The 16,010-nt window shown below is 39.1% G+C and carries 19 protein-coding genes, 1 pseudogene and 1 riboswitch; of the genes and pseudogenes, 2 read left to right on the top strand and 18 right to left on the bottom strand.

Going from position 1 to position 16,010, the window contains the following annotated elements:
- Positions 1-11: 11 nt before the first annotated feature.
- The 6 genes from GPDM_RS13310 to GPDM_RS13285 all read right to left on the bottom strand — a co-directional run bounded on the left by GPDM_RS13310 (position 12) and on the right by GPDM_RS13285 (position 7,282).
- Entirely contained in the window at positions 12-1,205 is a 1,194-nt protein-coding gene (locus GPDM_RS13310; RefSeq protein ID WP_008432140.1) for a S1C family serine protease, read from the bottom strand.
- 13 nt (positions 1,206-1,218) lie between these two features.
- A complete protein-coding gene (locus GPDM_RS13305; RefSeq protein WP_008432139.1) occupies positions 1,219-2,085 on the bottom strand; it encodes a peptidylprolyl isomerase in 867 nt (288 codons plus the stop codon).
- Between the two features lie 116 nt (positions 2,086-2,201).
- Positions 2,202-3,617 carry a sensor histidine kinase gene (locus tag GPDM_RS13300; RefSeq protein WP_008432137.1) on the bottom strand — a complete coding sequence of 472 codons (1,416 nt, stop codon included), beginning with the start codon at positions 3,615-3,617 and terminating at the stop codon, positions 2,202-2,204.
- Positions 3,598-4,278, bottom strand: a complete 681-nt coding sequence (locus tag GPDM_RS13295) for a response regulator transcription factor (protein ID WP_008432136.1) — start codon at positions 4,276-4,278, stop codon at positions 3,598-3,600. Before GPDM_RS13295 ends, GPDM_RS13300 begins: the two co-directional genes overlap by 20 nt.
- Before the next feature lie 104 nt (positions 4,279-4,382).
- Positions 4,383-5,396: a YcjF family protein gene (locus GPDM_RS13290; RefSeq protein ID WP_008432135.1), complete on the bottom strand. Its 1,014-nt coding sequence runs from the start codon at positions 5,394-5,396 to the stop codon at positions 4,383-4,385.
- A 68-nt stretch (positions 5,397-5,464) separates the two neighbouring features.
- Positions 5,465-7,282: an LTA synthase family protein gene (locus GPDM_RS13285; protein WP_008432133.1), complete on the bottom strand. Its 1,818-nt coding sequence runs from the start codon at positions 7,280-7,282 to the stop codon at positions 5,465-5,467.
- Between the two features lie 180 nt (positions 7,283-7,462).
- On the opposite strand from GPDM_RS13285, the gene GPDM_RS13280 reads away from it, so the two are divergent.
- A complete protein-coding gene (locus GPDM_RS13280) occupies positions 7,463-8,086 on the top strand; it encodes a flavodoxin family protein (RefSeq protein WP_008432131.1) in 624 nt (207 codons plus the stop codon).
- Positions 8,087-8,136: 50 nt separating this feature from the next.
- On the opposite strand, the gene GPDM_RS13275 is transcribed toward GPDM_RS13280, so the two are convergent.
- From GPDM_RS13275 to GPDM_RS13255, 5 genes and pseudogenes are all read right to left on the bottom strand, one after another.
- Positions 8,137-8,667, bottom strand: a complete 531-nt coding sequence (locus GPDM_RS13275) for a histidine phosphatase family protein (RefSeq protein ID WP_008432129.1) — start codon at positions 8,665-8,667, stop codon at positions 8,137-8,139.
- Between the two features lie 134 nt (positions 8,668-8,801).
- On the bottom strand, positions 8,802-9,266 hold the full coding sequence (gene ribH, locus GPDM_RS13270) for a 6,7-dimethyl-8-ribityllumazine synthase (protein ID WP_008432128.1): 465 nt from the start codon (positions 9,264-9,266) through the stop codon (positions 8,802-8,804).
- 34 nt (positions 9,267-9,300) lie between these two features.
- A pseudogene (gene ribB / locus GPDM_RS13265) lies at positions 9,301-9,909 on the bottom strand (3,4-dihydroxy-2-butanone-4-phosphate synthase); the annotation flags it as partial.
- A gap of 17 nt (positions 9,910-9,926) precedes the next feature.
- Positions 9,927-10,556, bottom strand: coding sequence for a riboflavin synthase (ribE, locus tag GPDM_RS13260; RefSeq protein ID WP_008432125.1), 630 nt, complete (start codon positions 10,554-10,556; stop codon positions 9,927-9,929).
- On the bottom strand, positions 10,557-10,838 hold the full coding sequence (locus GPDM_RS13255) for a hypothetical protein (protein ID WP_008432124.1): 282 nt from the start codon (positions 10,836-10,838) through the stop codon (positions 10,557-10,559).
- A gap of 62 nt (positions 10,839-10,900) precedes the next feature.
- A riboswitch (FMN riboswitch) is annotated at positions 10,901-11,071 on the bottom strand.
- A gap of 109 nt (positions 11,072-11,180) precedes the next feature.
- On the opposite strand from GPDM_RS13255, the gene GPDM_RS16510 reads away from it, so the two are divergent.
- Complete coding sequence (locus GPDM_RS16510) at positions 11,181-11,504, top strand: CHY zinc finger protein (RefSeq protein ID WP_008432122.1); 324 nt, start codon at positions 11,181-11,183, stop codon at positions 11,502-11,504.
- 28 nt (positions 11,505-11,532) lie between these two features.
- Here GPDM_RS16510 and GPDM_RS13245 read toward each other — a convergent pair whose 3' ends face one another.
- The 7 genes from GPDM_RS13245 to msrA all read right to left on the bottom strand — a co-directional run bounded on the left by GPDM_RS13245 (position 11,533) and on the right by msrA (position 15,991).
- On the bottom strand, positions 11,533-12,021 hold the full coding sequence (locus tag GPDM_RS13245; protein ID WP_008432121.1) for a GNAT family N-acetyltransferase: 489 nt from the start codon (positions 12,019-12,021) through the stop codon (positions 11,533-11,535).
- Positions 12,022-12,059: 38 nt separating this feature from the next.
- Positions 12,060-12,884: a metallophosphoesterase gene (locus tag GPDM_RS13240; protein WP_008432119.1), complete on the bottom strand. Its 825-nt coding sequence runs from the start codon at positions 12,882-12,884 to the stop codon at positions 12,060-12,062.
- A 54-nt stretch (positions 12,885-12,938) separates the two neighbouring features.
- Positions 12,939-13,343, bottom strand: coding sequence for a VOC family protein (locus GPDM_RS13235; RefSeq protein WP_008432117.1), 405 nt, complete (start codon positions 13,341-13,343; stop codon positions 12,939-12,941).
- A gap of 77 nt (positions 13,344-13,420) precedes the next feature.
- On the bottom strand, positions 13,421-14,203 hold the full coding sequence (locus GPDM_RS13230; protein ID WP_008432115.1) for an ABC transporter permease: 783 nt from the start codon (positions 14,201-14,203) through the stop codon (positions 13,421-13,423).
- Positions 14,200-15,081: an ABC transporter ATP-binding protein gene (locus GPDM_RS13225; protein ID WP_008432113.1), complete on the bottom strand. Its 882-nt coding sequence runs from the start codon at positions 15,079-15,081 to the stop codon at positions 14,200-14,202. Before GPDM_RS13225 ends, GPDM_RS13230 begins: the two co-directional genes overlap by 4 nt.
- On the bottom strand, positions 15,078-15,272 hold the full coding sequence (locus GPDM_RS13220) for a PLD nuclease N-terminal domain-containing protein (protein WP_008432112.1): 195 nt from the start codon (positions 15,270-15,272) through the stop codon (positions 15,078-15,080). The genes GPDM_RS13225 and GPDM_RS13220 overlap by 4 nt, the downstream gene beginning before the upstream one ends.
- Positions 15,273-15,310: 38 nt before the next feature.
- On the bottom strand, positions 15,311-15,991 hold the full coding sequence (gene msrA / locus GPDM_RS13215; RefSeq protein ID WP_008432110.1) for a peptide-methionine (S)-S-oxide reductase MsrA: 681 nt from the start codon (positions 15,989-15,991) through the stop codon (positions 15,311-15,313).
- Positions 15,992-16,010: the final 19 nt, after the last annotated feature.

The raw sequence follows: 16,010 nt of genomic DNA, 5'->3' as shown, positions 1-16,010 counted from the left end.
CTTTTTTATGATTAATTATTCTCGGTTAATGTTAGTTCGAAGTTTTGTAATTCGCCATTTCTATAAGCTTTCACTTTTAATGTGTCTCCGACTTCTGTTTCATTGTACAAATACTGTCGAAGTTCTAAAACGGAATTTACTGACTTCCCGTCCAATTCGACGATGACATCATATGGTTCCATCCCTGCAGATGCTGCTCCTGAGCCTTCTACTACTGATTGAACGACAATCCCACCTTCAATTTCTGAAGGTAAGTTTAATTGACTCATACGGTATTGCGCCGGCACTTCAGCCAAATCTAAAATGGATACCCCCATAGATGGTCGATGTACAGCACCTTCAGCTTCTAAATCTGAAATAACTGGAATGGCAGTGTTAATGGGAATCGCTAGTCCGATTCCTTCTACTGCATCTTGCGAAATTTTCATCGAGTTAATGCCAATCAGTTGCCCTTGTGCATTTATTAATGCGCCTCCACTGTTTCCGGGGCTAATGGCTGCATCTGTTTGCAAAACTTCTGACTGCCAGTCTTCTGTCCCGTCTTGGTTAATATCAAGTGGTACTAAGCGTTCGGTTCCTGAAATAACACCTGTTGTGACAGAGCCAGAAAACTGGAGACCTAATGGATTCCCGATAGCAATAACGGGTTCTCCTGCTTGTAAAACAGATGAATCGCCAAATTCTGCAACGGTCTCAATGCTTTCACCTGGCACTTTTAAGACAGCTAAATCGGTCCAAATGTCGGTTCCAAGCACTTCGGCATCCAGTTCCGTGCCATCCGCCAAAGTGACCATCACATCTTGAGCACCTTCTACTACGTGATTATTCGTGACAATATAAGCCATATCGCCATCTTTTTTATAAATAACACCCGATCCTACACCTGCTTCTTGTGACTCTTTTTGGTCACCCGTTTGCGAAGCGAAAGGATTTTGCTGGGCAACTTGTAAATTAGAAACACCCACAACGGCACTAGATGTCTCCTCTACAATTTTTGTTACATCTGAAGTAACCACTGTAGATGTTGTTTGCAATCCGCTAACAGCCTGATTTGTTGAGGCTGTTGTCGCACTTCCAACTTCTCCATCCGTCACGCTTGGCAAAATAACACCTACTAATAACGCTCCAGCAATCAACCCTGTGAAACTTGAAGCAAAATAGCCTTTTTTGTTTGTTTTTGTTTCGGTTGAATTATAATAACCCATCTTTACGTCCTCCTTATTCTGCTAATTCGTTAACAATGTTATAAGACTCTGTTTTTTCTGCTAACCATGCTGCGTATTGTGTATTTAACGCTTCATCAAACAAAGTTTCTTTTATTTGTTCTTTACTATCTTCTAAATTAGCTTCTGTTGCTTCTGTTTTACCAGTGACTTGGATAATATGAAAACCGTAATCTGTTTCTACAGGATCACTTATTTCATCTACTTTTAAACTAAACGCGGCTTCTTCAAATTCGGGCGTCATTTCACCTGCGCCAAACTCTCCTAACGCGCCACCGTCCTCAGCATTGCTTGTATCTACTGAATACTCAGCTGCTAGTTCGGCAAAATCATCACCATCATCTAGTTTTGCTTTTACTTCATCTGCCTCTTCTTGCGTTTCTACTAAGATGTGATTTGCTTCTACTTTTGAAGCTTGTGCAAAAGTTTCTTTGTTTTCTTCGAAATAAGTACTAATTTGCTCATCTGTTATTTCAATATCGGGTCCGATGATTTTCTCTACTTTCAAATAGGTTTTCATTTCTTCTTCTAAATCTGCAATCGACATACCACTTGAAGCAAGTGCTTGTTCAAGTCCTTCTGCACCACCATATTGCTCTTCGTAAACAGCCATTTCTGCATCAATCTCTTCTTGTGTCACTTCAACTTCAGCTTTTTCTGCTTCTTGATTGACCACTTCGTTAGAAATCATTGCATCAAGTGTCGCTGCTCCTGACGTAGCCACTAATTTTTCATATAACGCCTCTTTTGTTATTTCTTTGTCTCCTACTTTTGCGACCGTTTCATCCCCATTAAAAGCAGCTAATATAAAAATAGCGGTTGCCGCTAACACACCAATCGAAATATAAATCATTTTTTTCATTTTCATTTCCTCTTTTCCTATTCGTTATTTCTAGCTTAACAAGCAATTATGAATAAACTATGACTAGAGTTTTAACAAACATATAAAATTTTCTACACGAAAAAATGAGCTAAAGGTTATGACCTTCGCTCATTTTTATGTGGTAAATAAATGATGAATTTTGTTCCGTGCCCACTTTTACTTTCAACTTGTATTTCTCCATCATGAAGGGTCACTAATTGTTTAACAATGGATAAACCGAGTCCAAATTGTCCACTTCCACGTGATATGTCTGCTTTGTAAAACCGGCGCCACACAAGGTCAATTTCTTCTACATCAATACCTGCGCCAGTGTCTTCTACCGTTATTTTCATTTGCTCTGCTTCCGCTTGAGTTGAAATGGTAATCATGCCGTTTTCAGTAAACTGAATAGCATTCTTTACAATATTCACAAGGATTTGGATTAACCGATCCATGTCCCCATAAATAACATCTCCAGGATTTGGTTGAATAACAATTTGGTTGCCCTTTTCTTTTCCTTGTAGGAAAAGTTGTTCTTGAATAATCTCTAAAAGCTCGTCCGCTTCAATTTCTTCTTTTGTTAATGTCACCTGATTAGATCTAATTTTTTCATAATCCAAGTTTTCATTTACTAAACGTATGAGCCGTTTTGTTTCTTCACTTGCCAAACGAATGCCTTTTTCTCGCTGATTTTCTTCAATCATATTGTTGCGCAAGCCTTCCATAATTCCTGCTATTGTTGTTAAAGGGGTACGCATTTCATGCGAAACATCTGCCATGAATTGTCGTCTGCGATTTTCAAGTCGATCGATTTCTTCGTTAGATTGTTGAAGTTTAGCAGCCATTTTATTAAAGTCATGCGCCAAATCTCCAAACTCATCGAAATTTGATTCTGGTAAATTCACATCGTAATGGCCTTCACTTATCATAGATGTCGCTTTTCGCATGCGTTTGATTCGGCTAACATGCATTTTAGATAAACCTAAGCTAAGCAACAATGCGATCGCTAGCGCAATTAACACGGCAGTGACTAAAGTTTTATTCAACTCGGCAATCATTTCACTTACACCGCTAACAGGAGCAGCAAGAAGAACCCCTCCAGCTAATTGTTCGTTTTCGAAATACGGCATCGCTACAAATGTTACTGAAAGTTCGAATCGTTCAACGTCCCGGTTAACAGTCAATGTCTCTCCTCGTTCAATAACGTTCCATTCTTCTGGCGTCAACTCTACAGGGGGGAAAGAACCCGACACCGGGTACATAATCCGACTTTGCTGATCAAAAACGATAAAACTAATGTTTTGCGCTTTTAAAATAGAGACGTAGGATTGCAGATTGGTTCCTGGGCGTGATTGCTCAAGCTCTTTAATAATCTGTCCACCGTAGTTTTCCAGTTCTTCCGCCTTTTCAGCATAAGCAAAATCATCTACAAAACGAACAAATAAAATACTCAAAATCAAAAAAGCAATCAATAAAATACTCATGTGGCTGGCAATCAGTTGGTAAAAATATTTAATTCGTGTGTTCTTCAAATTTATAGCCAACTCCCCATACTGTATGGAACAGCTTGTCCCCTCCATCTATCTTTTTGCGTAATCGTTTAATATGAACATCTACGGTTCGTTCATCTCCATAAAATTGATAACCCCATACTTGTTCCAAAAGTTGTTCCCGGCTAAATACTTGCTTCGGGTGTTGCAAAAAAAACACCAACAAGTCAAATTCCTTTGGCGTTAAGCTATCAACTGCTTGTCCATCTTTCGAAATATCGCGTGTTTCTTTATTAACAGTAAAATGGATGGTTTGAATTAAGTCTGACACAGGTTCTGGCTTTTGAACTCTTCTTGTTACGGCTTTTATACGCGCCATCAATGTCAAAGGGCTAAATGGTTTTGTGACATAGTCATCTGCCCCCATTTCAAAACCAATAACTTGATCGGATTCGCTGTCTTTTGCAGTTAACATAATAATTGGGACAGAGCTTCCTTCTTCCCGAATTTTGCGGCATAATGCAATACCATCCATTCCTGGAAGCATCCAATCTAGAATTAGTAAATCATGTCCACCTTCTTTGTATTTTTCGTAACCTTCTAGTCCATCTGCTGCAAACTCCCCGTTAATGCCTTCTTTTGAAAAAAACAGTTCCAGCATGGAACTAACACTCGGGTTGTCTTCTACGACCAATATTCTCATCCCGCACCTCCGTCTATCTTTCTCTTAAAGTTAAATGACAAATCCGAAAGACGCAAGAAAATTGAAAACCGCCCTTCTAAAAAAGAAGAGCGGTTTGACAATCTTTATGCTTTTTGTTCATTTTTTTTCAATTTCTCGAACAAAGAACCAATCATATCGTAATCAATGTCAATATTGTTTTCATATGCGTATTTTACACCGTATCCGAGTGCTAAAGTCATAGAAGAGGCAACCGTTCCACCAATAATCGAACCCGCTCCCGGAATAAATTTTAGCGCCTGACGATAAATGGTATGACCGATTGTTTTCGTCGCAGTCACAACAATCATGTCTTTTGCTGCTTTTTTCGTTAATGGCTTGTCGTAAAGGTTGGATAATTTAATGATTAAGCCCGCTTGTAACGTAGTAAGCGGCAATACGTCAGAACCTGGAATCGGTGATGCGCCTATTACACCTGCTGAAACACCTGCACCAATAATCCATCGATTAGCAGCAGCGGACTTTTCTTTTATGCTTTTGGCGAAGAGCAAGTCTTTACCCTTCTTTTCGAGCAAAAAAAGAATTTCCTTCTTTAAAAGATCCAAGTTTTCTTCTGTTTTGGATGAAATTGGAATGACTTTGTATTTACTGGCAGTATGTCGTTTTATAAACTTAACAATAGATGGAACATCTTCTGCGGCATCGATTTTATTTAAAACGATCAAAATATCTTTGTTATGCTTTTCAATTTCATTGAACTTTTCTTTTTCACTCTCAGAAAACACTGTCCCTGCAGCGTTAAGGAAAAACAAAACTACATCGGACTTCTGAACAAATTCCAAGGTTTTTTTAGGGTTTTCGTCATTTGGGTCATTTAATCCAGGTGTATCCATAAATTTAATGTTTTCTAATCCTCTAATATTATAAGGATCGACGCTGACCGTTTCCCCTGGCATCGGATTTGTGCTAGCAATATCTTCTCCAATGATTTTATTGACAGTTGTAGATTTTCCAGCATTTACTTCACCGATTAAAGAAATCAACAGTTCCTGCTCAAGAGAATCGTTTACTTTTTTCATTTCTCTTTCAAACATCTTATCCATCGCTTGCATTACTTCTTTTTCAAATTCCTTTACCATGACTCACGTTCTCCCCTCGTGCATACTTACTATTTACTTTAACAGCTTTTCTTGAATTATGGGAATTCTTACTCTGTATAAACTTTTAATAACGTATCCGCGTAATTCATCAATACTTCTGTATCTTTGAAATGTTTTTTAGCTGCACTGTTTTTACTGCGTTTCTCCATAGTTTCTAAATCATATAAAATATCCGGTAACTTAGCACCTGGTGCTTTATAAAATTGTTCGGACTGGATATAAGAGCCTCCTGGCATATAGTAGCGCATACCCAGTAAATTCTTTTTGTATTGAAATAAGTTATGCCCCATCATCGGATAGTCGTGATCAATTCCGAGCAACGCGAGTACCGTTGGCATAATATCGGTTTGACCGCCAAGGCGGGTCATTTCCTTTTCTTCAAAAAGATTTCCTCCTGTGAACAACAGCGGAATGGTGAATTGATCTTTTAACGAATATTCATGGCCCAAAAATTCACTTAACAATTGACGATCTTCATCTGTCACTAAACTGCCGTGCATACCTGAATGGTCACCTAAAATAACGATTAACGATTCGTCGTAAATCCCTTTGTCTTTTAGTTCTTGAATAAATGAGCCAATTTGCTCGTCAGCATAACGAACTGACTGCAAATAATTGCCGATATACATCTCTTCATATTCTGAAGGAAGATCTAAATATTGCATAGTGTCAGGCATTTCAAATGGTGTATGGCTAGTGACCGTAACAATATTGGCATAAATTCGCTCATACGTTTCGAGTTGTCGCGGTAATTCACCTGCCACAAAATCGAACAATACTTCATCTGCTGGTCCAAAGCCAACTTCTTTGACGTTTGGTATGTCTTCACTCGAAAAAACTTCTTCGTATCCAAGCACTGGATAAAGCACATCACGGTTCCAAAATGTCACTTCATCAGCGTGATACGTTGCCGATCCATAACCTTTTTCTTTTAATGCTCGTGCTAACGAAGGTGCTTCTTTTCCGGACAAGCTATTTGATGTTGGAATCATCCCTTGTGGATAAAGTCCTGTATTAACCATCCACTCAGCATCAGAAGTTGTGCCGGCTCCTACTTGTTGAAATACATTTGAAAAATAAGCACTTTCACTCAACAACTGATTAAGGTTGGGCGTGATTTCCTGTCCATTTAATGACTTGTTTATAACAAATTCTTGTAAAGATTCAACTTGTATGATGAATAAGTGGCGTCCTTCAGCAACTCCAAAACTATCATGCTCAGAAACTTCTACAAATTTATTGCCTTTTAGTTCTTCTAATTCTCTTTCTGTTAATTTGCTTGAAGAGGCATGCGCGCTATCTGTCGACCGATTGTACAATTGAGCTACTTGCGACTGCAAATAGCCATGTTCCTTCGCAAAATAAGAAACATCGATAATCGATTGCTGAAGAGCATAGACCACAGTAATAGCACTAATTGCTGCCATACTAACCGCTACATGTTTCAAAGCATCTAGCTTTACTGGCTTTTTCCAGCGACGTGCCAAAAGGAAAAGCACTAAAGCATCGAGGAAAAACAAGAAATCCCATGGATTTGAGAGCATTGTAATGGTGCCACCAACAGAGCTAGATTGCGTTAATTGCTGCAAGTCGTAATAAGAAGGAATGGTCGAATAGTAACGCATATATAAAGTGATTGTAAAAAAAATGAGTGAGACCAGCAGATTAAATACCCAAACTGCTCGCCACATTCTTTTACGGGCAACTAATAAAACAAGCGATAGCATCAATGCCCACATTGGAAATTCGATTAAAATAATGTGCGCTATAGATTTCTCATTAAAAATAAGCACACGAAAAGCACTTACTTTAATCAATAATAAAAGATAAATAAGGATATATGGCATAAGATTTGTTTTTTTCATTTAGAGCACCTCTTTTCTACAGACGAAAAACTTAGTTGAATGTTGCATATATTCAATTTAAAAGGGAATAAAGAACTTATAGTGTGATTCAAACTTCACACATAATCAGCAGGCAAACTATAAGACAAGCTAGTCATTCACTTTTATACATGAGCCTGACTAACTAAAAGGAGCGATTTGATGCAACCAATTAAAGCACTTTTTATCAATACTTCACTAAAAGGCTCAAAGGAACCTTCCCATACGGAAGAGTTTATCAACGATGTTCAAGTTCACTATAATCAATTAGGTGTAGAATCTGAAGTTGTTCGTTTAGCCGATTATGCTGTTGCCCATGGTGTTCAACCAGATATGGGTGAAGGGGATGAATGGCCACAAGTTTTTGAAAAAGTAATGGCCGCAGATATTGTAATTATCGGTACCCCTTTATGGCTTGGAGAAAAAAGTTCGTTAGCGACACAAACTATCGAGCGTCTTTATGCGAGCAGTAGCGTGACTAACGATAAAGGACAATCTATTTTCTACAATAAAGTTGGCGGTGTAGCGATTACTGGAAACGAAGATGGTGCGAAACATGCAGCCGCTTCTGTTCTATACGCCTTTTCTCATATCGGATTTGTTGTACCCCCAAATGTCGATGCTTACTGGGTTGGCGAAGCAGGACCTGGGCCATCATATATGGATACTAAAAAAGATAATGAGTTTACTAAAAAAGCGATTAGACGACTTGCTTACAATACGTATCATTTTGCAGGAATGCTTAAAAACAACCCGATTCCAAATGAAGGAAATACACTTGAATAATATTCATCTAACAAACTGACAGCACAACTGCTGTCAGTTTTTCTATGTAATTACTGCCACAAGCGGACTACCGATGTTTGTCCATTAGTTATTTCTACTTTAAAAACGTCTGGGTTGGTCAATTTCCCCCATGCTGAAAAGTCATATTGAGAATCGATACTTTTTAACAGTAACCCTAGCAAGTTTCCATGAGTTACCGCAGCGGTACCATCTTTCATGTCCTGTAATGCTGCTATTGCACGAGTTGTTGCTTCTCTACCCGATTCGCCTCCAACAAACTTCAATTCCTCATCTTCGAATGACGCTTCTAGCTTCTCCATCCAATCTGACAGATCTTCCGAACTTAATATGCGTTCAGCTAAGCGACCATCAATGGTGATTGGCAAATCCATTTGTTTAGCCGTTGGTTCAATAGATTGTATCGCTCGCATAAATGGACTCGAAACAACATGATCAACTTTCCGTTGGTTCAAAAACTCTGCCAAATCCTTTGCCTGCTTTTTGCCAACCTCTGTAAGTTCGGCTTCTGGCGCTTGCCCAGTCGCTTGACAATGCCTAATTAGATAAATGGTTTTGTCCATTATTTCTCCACCTTATTTCAATTGATATTTCTCGAACAAACTTCCTTTAAGTAATTCCCGCTATATCACACATTCCCCAAATTACATTTTTTAACCTCAAAAAAACTCCCGAGCATAAGCCCAGGAGCAATAAATTATAATTTTTTCATCAAGTTCGCCATTTCAATGGCGCCTGCTGCCGATTCCCAACCTTTGTTGCCTGCTTTTGTTCCTGCACGTTCAATTGCTTGTTCAATCGAATCTGTTGTCAATACACCAAAGATTACTGGGATATCTGCATGGTCACTTGCTCTTGATACACCTTTAGCAACTTCACTGCAAACATAATCAAAATGAGGAGTGGCACCTCTGATAACTGTTCCTAAAGTAACAATGGCATCATAGTTTCCGCTCATTGCCATTTTTTTAGCTACAAGTGGTATTTCGAAAGCGCCAGGTACCCAAGCAATCGAAACGTCATCTTCTCCAACACCATGACGTTTTAAAGCGTCTTCTGCTCCACTTAATAATTTGCTTGTAATAAACTCATTAAAACGACCAACTACAATTCCAATTCGTAAGCCTTCACCGTTTAAATATCCTTCAAAATGTACAGTCATGCAATCCATCTCCTCTAGTAGATTAATAAGTTGTCATGTTTTGTTGTTCTTGTTGGTACGTTACTAAATCTTTGATCGTCAAAATGCCAAGACCTAGACGTTCTGATACTTGTAACAAATCGTTAACACGCGCCATGGTGCCATCAGCATTCATAATTTCGCATATAACACCTGCTGGAGGTGAACCTGCAAGCTTCGCTAAATCTACTGCTGCTTCAGTATGTCCTGTCCGTTCTAAAACGCCGCCATCTTTTGCGATTAAAGGAAAGATATGGCCTGGGCGTTTAAAGTCCGTAGCTTTGGCATCTGACTTAACTAAGCTCATAATTGTATGAGAACGTTCAAAAGCACTGATTCCTGTCGTCGTATCTTTATGATCCACACTGATTGTAAAAGCTGTACCATATTCATCTGTATTGTGATCCGTCATAAGACCAATCTGCAAGTTTTGAGCGATTGATCTTGCAATAGGTACACAGATTAATCCTCGTCCTTCAGTCGCCATCAAATTGACGATTTCAGGAGAGGCGAATTCTGCCAAAGCAACAAAATCACCTTCATTTTCTCGGTCTTCATCGTCAATTACGATGATGGCTTTACCATTCTTTAAATCTTCAATGGCTTTTTCTACCGTGTAAAACATTTGTGTTGCGCCTCCTTTTAAAATCCGTTTTCTGCTAGCCAACTTCTGCTAATTTTCGGCTCTACTGTTTGAATTCGCTCGGTGTATTTTGCTAGTAAGTCACATTCAATATTGACCTTTTCGCCAATGCCTTTTTCTCCTAATAACGAATCTTCTTGCGTTGTCGGAATAAGTGAAATGGTCACTGCGTTATGGCCAAGTGCAAAAATAGTCAAAGAAGTACCATCTACTGCGATTGATCCTTTTAGCATCATATATTTCATCAGCTGAGGGTCAATTTCGATTGTTTTGGTGATCGCATTCGCTTCTTTTTTCACAGACCGAATCACGCCAACGCCATCAATATGTCCACTTACAAAGTGGCCGCCGAAACGTCCATTAGCAGGCATAGCGCGCTCTAGATTTACCCGGGAACCTGCTTTCAATTCCTTCATCGTCGAAGATTTGACCGTTTCAGGAATCACATCAACTGTGAAGGTAGTAGAAGTAAAAGTCGATACAGTTAAACAAACGCCATTAATGGAAATACTATCTCCACGTTTAACGTCTTCTAAAATTAGCACACAGGAAATGGTCAACTCCATTGCTTGTGGCTTAGAGCGAACGGAAGCAACATGACCAAGTTCTTCAACAATACCTGTAAACATTTAGGCACACTCCTCCATTCTGTTCGCAAAAACATATTCAATTGGGGTCTTACAAGTTTTCGGGTGCTTTCCACCATGGGGCTTATGGGTGGTGAGGAAAGAATATTGCAGAAGGGTTTGTATCCATAACATAATGTGCCCTGCTTCTTTATCAAGTTGGCCAATTGGATGGCAATTTTGCGTACCTTGAAGAAGCTCTTTTTCCATAGTGGAAATGAGCAGGGTTAAAGACCGTTGATTTGTATTTCCAGAGACTGCTCCCTGATAAAGGTGTTTGGTCATACAAATTCCTCCTTTCAATTTAAACACATTGAAAAGAAGAGGCACATAACAAAGCCGATTTCTAAATTCTTCTCCCATCCAGACTGTAACTGTCGGTGCCGGAATTTCACCAGCTCCACCGCTTGAACGCTTTAAACATAGTGGCCTATGCTTGCCATCGTTCAACCGGGTCACGGACTTACAGTTTCCTGCTCACCGCCGGTAAGGAATTTCACCTTGCCCCGAAGAATTAGATTCGTAGTTTTGTCTTTTTAATAGTAGCATAGAAAGAAACTGAACCATATCAATCAAACTGATTATTTTAAATTAAGAGGATTTTTCTTTTTTAAAGGAGGAACTGATATGCCCCATCATCAACAAGTAAAAGGCATCAATGTAGATGCTGAAACACGTTGTATTCACTATCACTCGCCTATTGACCGAATTGCCATTAAGTTTTTCTGTTGCCAAGAATATTTCCCTTGCTTTGAATGTCACGAAGCTAGAGGTTGTGGAGAGCCTCGCGTTTGGCCAACTGACCGATTTGATGAAAAAGCTATTTTATGCGGCACTTGTGGGCATGAATTAACCGTTACCGAGTATTTAACCTGTTCCTCTACATGCCCATCTTGTTCTTCGTCTTTTAATCCCGGATGTAGTTTACATAAACACTTGTATTTCGAGTAAAAAAAACCAAGCAAAAGCACAACTGCTCTTACTTGGATTTTGGAATGGATAAAGACATCACATATTGTTCGCCTTTAGTGCGCATAATTCGTCTGCCGGTATCTGTAAATCCAGCTTTTTGATAGAGCCGTTGAGCTGGTATGTTACGTGCATTAACACCTAGCACCACCTCACCGAAATCCGGAAATTCCGCTTCCATAAATTCTGGAAGCGCGGAAATAGATCCCGTTGCGATTCCTCTTCCTTGAAATTTTGGGTTAACCGAAAATCCTCTAAGCAACAAAGCTTTCGGATTATCGGAGTATTTCTTTCGATCTTCAGATTCATCCAACTCAAAAAAACCCGCATCTTCTCCACGTGCTTTGATGATAATGAAATGCTTTAACGGATCACTAGCATCTTTTTCCACGATTTCTTTAGGTAAGCGTGTAAATTCCAATTGCTCGATTGGTAAATCATAATCTATTGAACGTTTCGAAGAGTAACGATGCAATGTAACTTCCTTTTTTTTAATCATTAGAGGCGACCTCCTTGCTTGTATTTACTCTACAATCCTTATTCTCTTTCCAATGTCACCACAACAATTTCAGGACGATTGAAAATTCGGAGAGGGAAATTACTGTTCCCGAGTCCGCGACTAACGACCATTTGGGATGAACCTTGATCAAAAATTCCTTCCGTTACTTTTGGAAACCACCCTTGGCCTGGCGCATATAAGCCGCCAATTCCAGGAAGACGAACTTGACCGCCATGAGCATGTCCAGCAAAAACAACATCCACATCAGCTTCAGCATAGGTAGATAAATATTCAGGACGATGTACTAACAATAACGTGAAGTCATCGGTCAAACGAGCAGATTCAAGATAATCCTGCGTTACCTCGTCCCCATGTCTTGCAGGCTCACTTAGCGGATCGTCAATGCCCGCAATTTGAATCGTACTGCCATCTTTATCCCACTCTACTGAATCATTCGCCAAAACAATCACACCGCGTTCTTGCAAAGCAGCTGTAATTTCATCCACCTTGTTTGAAGCTATTTCATGGTTTCCCGTAACAAAATAGACTTTACTCATCTTCACTATTTCATCTACTAACACCAAACTCGCTGACAAATCATAGCGATTGCTGTCAATAAAGTCGCCTGTTAAAAAAATCGCATCAGGTTTAGCGGATTGTATTTTTTTTATTAAAGAGGATTGATCTTTCCCAAAAGTCGCATTGTGCAAATCGGATATTTGGACAATTTTTGCCCCGTCAAAAGCCTCAGGTAACTCTTCAGATACTACTGTATATTCGGTGGTTTCTAACCATTTATTATTGCTCCAAAAAACGCCCCATATGACTAGCGCGAACAAAATAATTATTACAAGTTTCTTCATATTCAATTAGCCTCTATTCGACTCTAATTTTGTTAACCACATCGTATATAAACCTTAAGCATTGCTGATTGTTTCATCTGGTGCGACAATTTCTATTTTTAAGCGATCAGGTCCTTCAAAGAAAACCGCATAATAATCTGGTCCACCCGCATAAGGATGAAGATCTTTATATAAAATCCGTGCCCCTAATTGCTTCATCTTTTCAGTCATTTCGTCTACTTGCGCACGTGACGATGCGTGAAATGCTAAATGATTTAATCCTGTTTCTTTGCGATGATATGGAATTTGTAAAAACTTTTCTTCTGTTTGGACAAAAACCAGATAGGTAGGACCTGCCTTATAGCTAAATCCCTCTTCCCATTCTTGAAATAATGAATAGCCCAGAAGTGGCAATAGTTTGCTGTAAAAAGATTTGGATTCTACTAAATTCGAAACGTTAAGTTCCACATGGTGCAACACATCTCCCAGCTCCTTTATGCTATTTTAACAGTTGAACCGAAGACTACCTAATCACACTCTTATCATGAAACTCCATACTATACTTTCGTCTTTGCTTTATTTCTTTTTGCTGTCCAACTCCCTAGAGCAAACAAAAGTAATGTAAGAAGAATGGCTATTCCGATAGCTCCCCACACACTACTATTAGGAGAACCTGTTAACCACTCTACTCCATATTGCGGAATTTTTACGGGTGACAAAGTCCAGTTTAGGCCGAATAACCCATCGATTAATTGGATAATCAAATACGTGCCAAATGCAATGGCTGCTGCAAATCCGCTATTCGGTGCAATGGCACTTGCAACTAAGACAAGGGCCATAATAAATAGCACCCATACACTATATATTCCTATCAGTTGCAAAACTTTGATCAATGCTACTTCCCCGAAAAATAAGAATGTATAATAATAGCCCGCCAAAAAACCTAGCCATACACTGACTAGAGAAATAACAGATGCCGTCGTCCATTTGCTTAAAAAATAGGCTTTAAATGAGAGTGGTCGAACATACAACAAAGTAGCAGTTCCACTTTTCCGCTCTCCTGCTATTGTTCCCATATAAGCTAAAATTAGCACCGCTATCCCAATCGTTTGGAATTGCTCCATAATTGCTGCTAACATTTGTTCCGGTGTAGGTGTCGGCATTTCAAATACCGCTCCTTCTGGCAAGCTCCCAGAAGACTCAAGAATTTGCGGAAGAAAATAATTTGTAGTGGGTTCTACTATGCCCAAAAGAATAAAAATTGCGGGTATCCAGTATATTTTATAATTACGTATATTTTCTAGCTGTTCTTTTTTTAATAGCAACAGAAATTGTTTCATTTATTTGCAACCACCTTCAGAAAGATTTCTTCTAAAGATGCATCTTGAAACTCGACTCCTATAATATCCTGTTTTTCTGTAGATAGGACATACAGAACGTCCTGCATCGTTGGGCCTGTTTCAGAAACGGGTAGTAGAACTAAATTTTCTTTAACTTCACATTTCCATGTATGATTGCTTACGAACTCTAACGCATAAGTAGAGTTTCCGAATTTTATTTGAATATACGGAGCTGCATGTTTTTTCTTAACATCTTTCAAAGAACCTTGTTCAATCAAACGTCCGTCTCTCATGAATAATAGCTGATCTGTCATTTCTTCCGCATCATTCAAAATATGAGTAGAATACAAAATAGTCGTATCTTGTTGTAACGATTTTAATAAATTCATGATTTCTCTGCGCCCTGTTGGATCTAATGCCGAGATGGGTTCATCTAGTAAAAGCAATTCGGGCCGGTGAACAATCGCTTGCGCAAGACCTAGCCGCTGTTTCATGCCTCCTGAAAAGCTGCCAACTTTTTTATGTATAGCATTTTCAAGACCTACAAATTCTAACGTTTTTATGGACTGCAACCTTGCTTGTTTAATATCGACTCCACTTATTTTGGCTGCTAATTCTGTAAATTCAATCGCTGTTAGCCATGGAAAAAATTGTGGATATTGAGGAAGAAAACCAATGGATATATCTTTTTTCATTATGATCTTCCCGCTGGTCGGCGATAACAAATTAGCCAGCATCGATAAACTTGTTGTCTTTCCGGCACCATTTGGACCAATCAATGCCGTAGCAGTCGCTTTCTCTAATATAAAAGAAAGCTCTTCAACGGCTGTTTCTCCTCCATAGCGTTTTGTGAGGTTTTCAACTTCTACGATATTCAATAATTTTTCCTCCCTATAACAAAGTATAGAATGGGCCCAATAAGATTGATAACAACAATAATGATGCCCCACATCCATTTCGGTCCATTTGGGTTAGGGTTTTTCACTAAGTCCACTAAAGCGAAAATCATTAAAGCAAGTTGAATAAGAAAGATTGGCACTAAAGCCATAATCATTGTAGTTTGATCCATTGATACCGTCCCTCCTCTCTCATTTCAAGCTATTTTATTTACCATTTTAACGATAAAAAAAGCGATGTTAGAAAAGTCTTCTCGGTTTCTCCAATGCTCCACTGATTTATCTCTTTTCGCAAGCTGTCTTTTGTACCGAAACCTTTCACAAATCCGTTTAATCGCGCAGCAAAAATCGAGTCTACTAACATACCCTTATTTGGATAAAGCGTTTCCAGCTGATCAAGCGCTTTTGGGTAACGCTTTAAATAGTATTTTTGATGACGCTCTTCTGCCAAAGTAAACTGACTAAAAAGAGCAATTTCTGTTTCAATTGACTCTCCCAGTTCTGCTTCCATTTCTTTTCGGATTGTCTCAATTGTTTGTCGCTGTTGATCGGTATGATAATGAAGTAAAGAAATATATTGTCTTCCTTTGTAATTATCACGATTTGGATAATGATTACGCCAAAATTCCTTTACTATACTTGCGTAGCTGATCACTTGCGGGTCGTATTCGATTTGAAGCGTTTCTGTATGGTCGCCCATCATTCGGTAACTAGGCGTTGGAGTCGTGCCACCTGCGAATCCTACACGCGTTCGCATAACACCCGCCATACTCCCAAATCGCGCATCTGGCCCCCAAAAGCAGCCCATTCCTAAAGTTGCGACTTCCCAATTTTCTTCATTTAAACAAATTCCTTTTTCAATTGTTTCGATGGTCATTTGTTGATGAGTCATAATGACAACCTCCTTCCTT

Origin of the sequence: Planococcus donghaensis MPA1U2 (assembly GCF_000189395.1) — a bacterium.
Classification (GTDB): Bacteria; Bacillota; Bacilli; order Bacillales_A; family Planococcaceae; genus Planococcus; species Planococcus donghaensis_B.
This window is presented reverse-complemented; position numbering and strand designations above follow the sequence as displayed.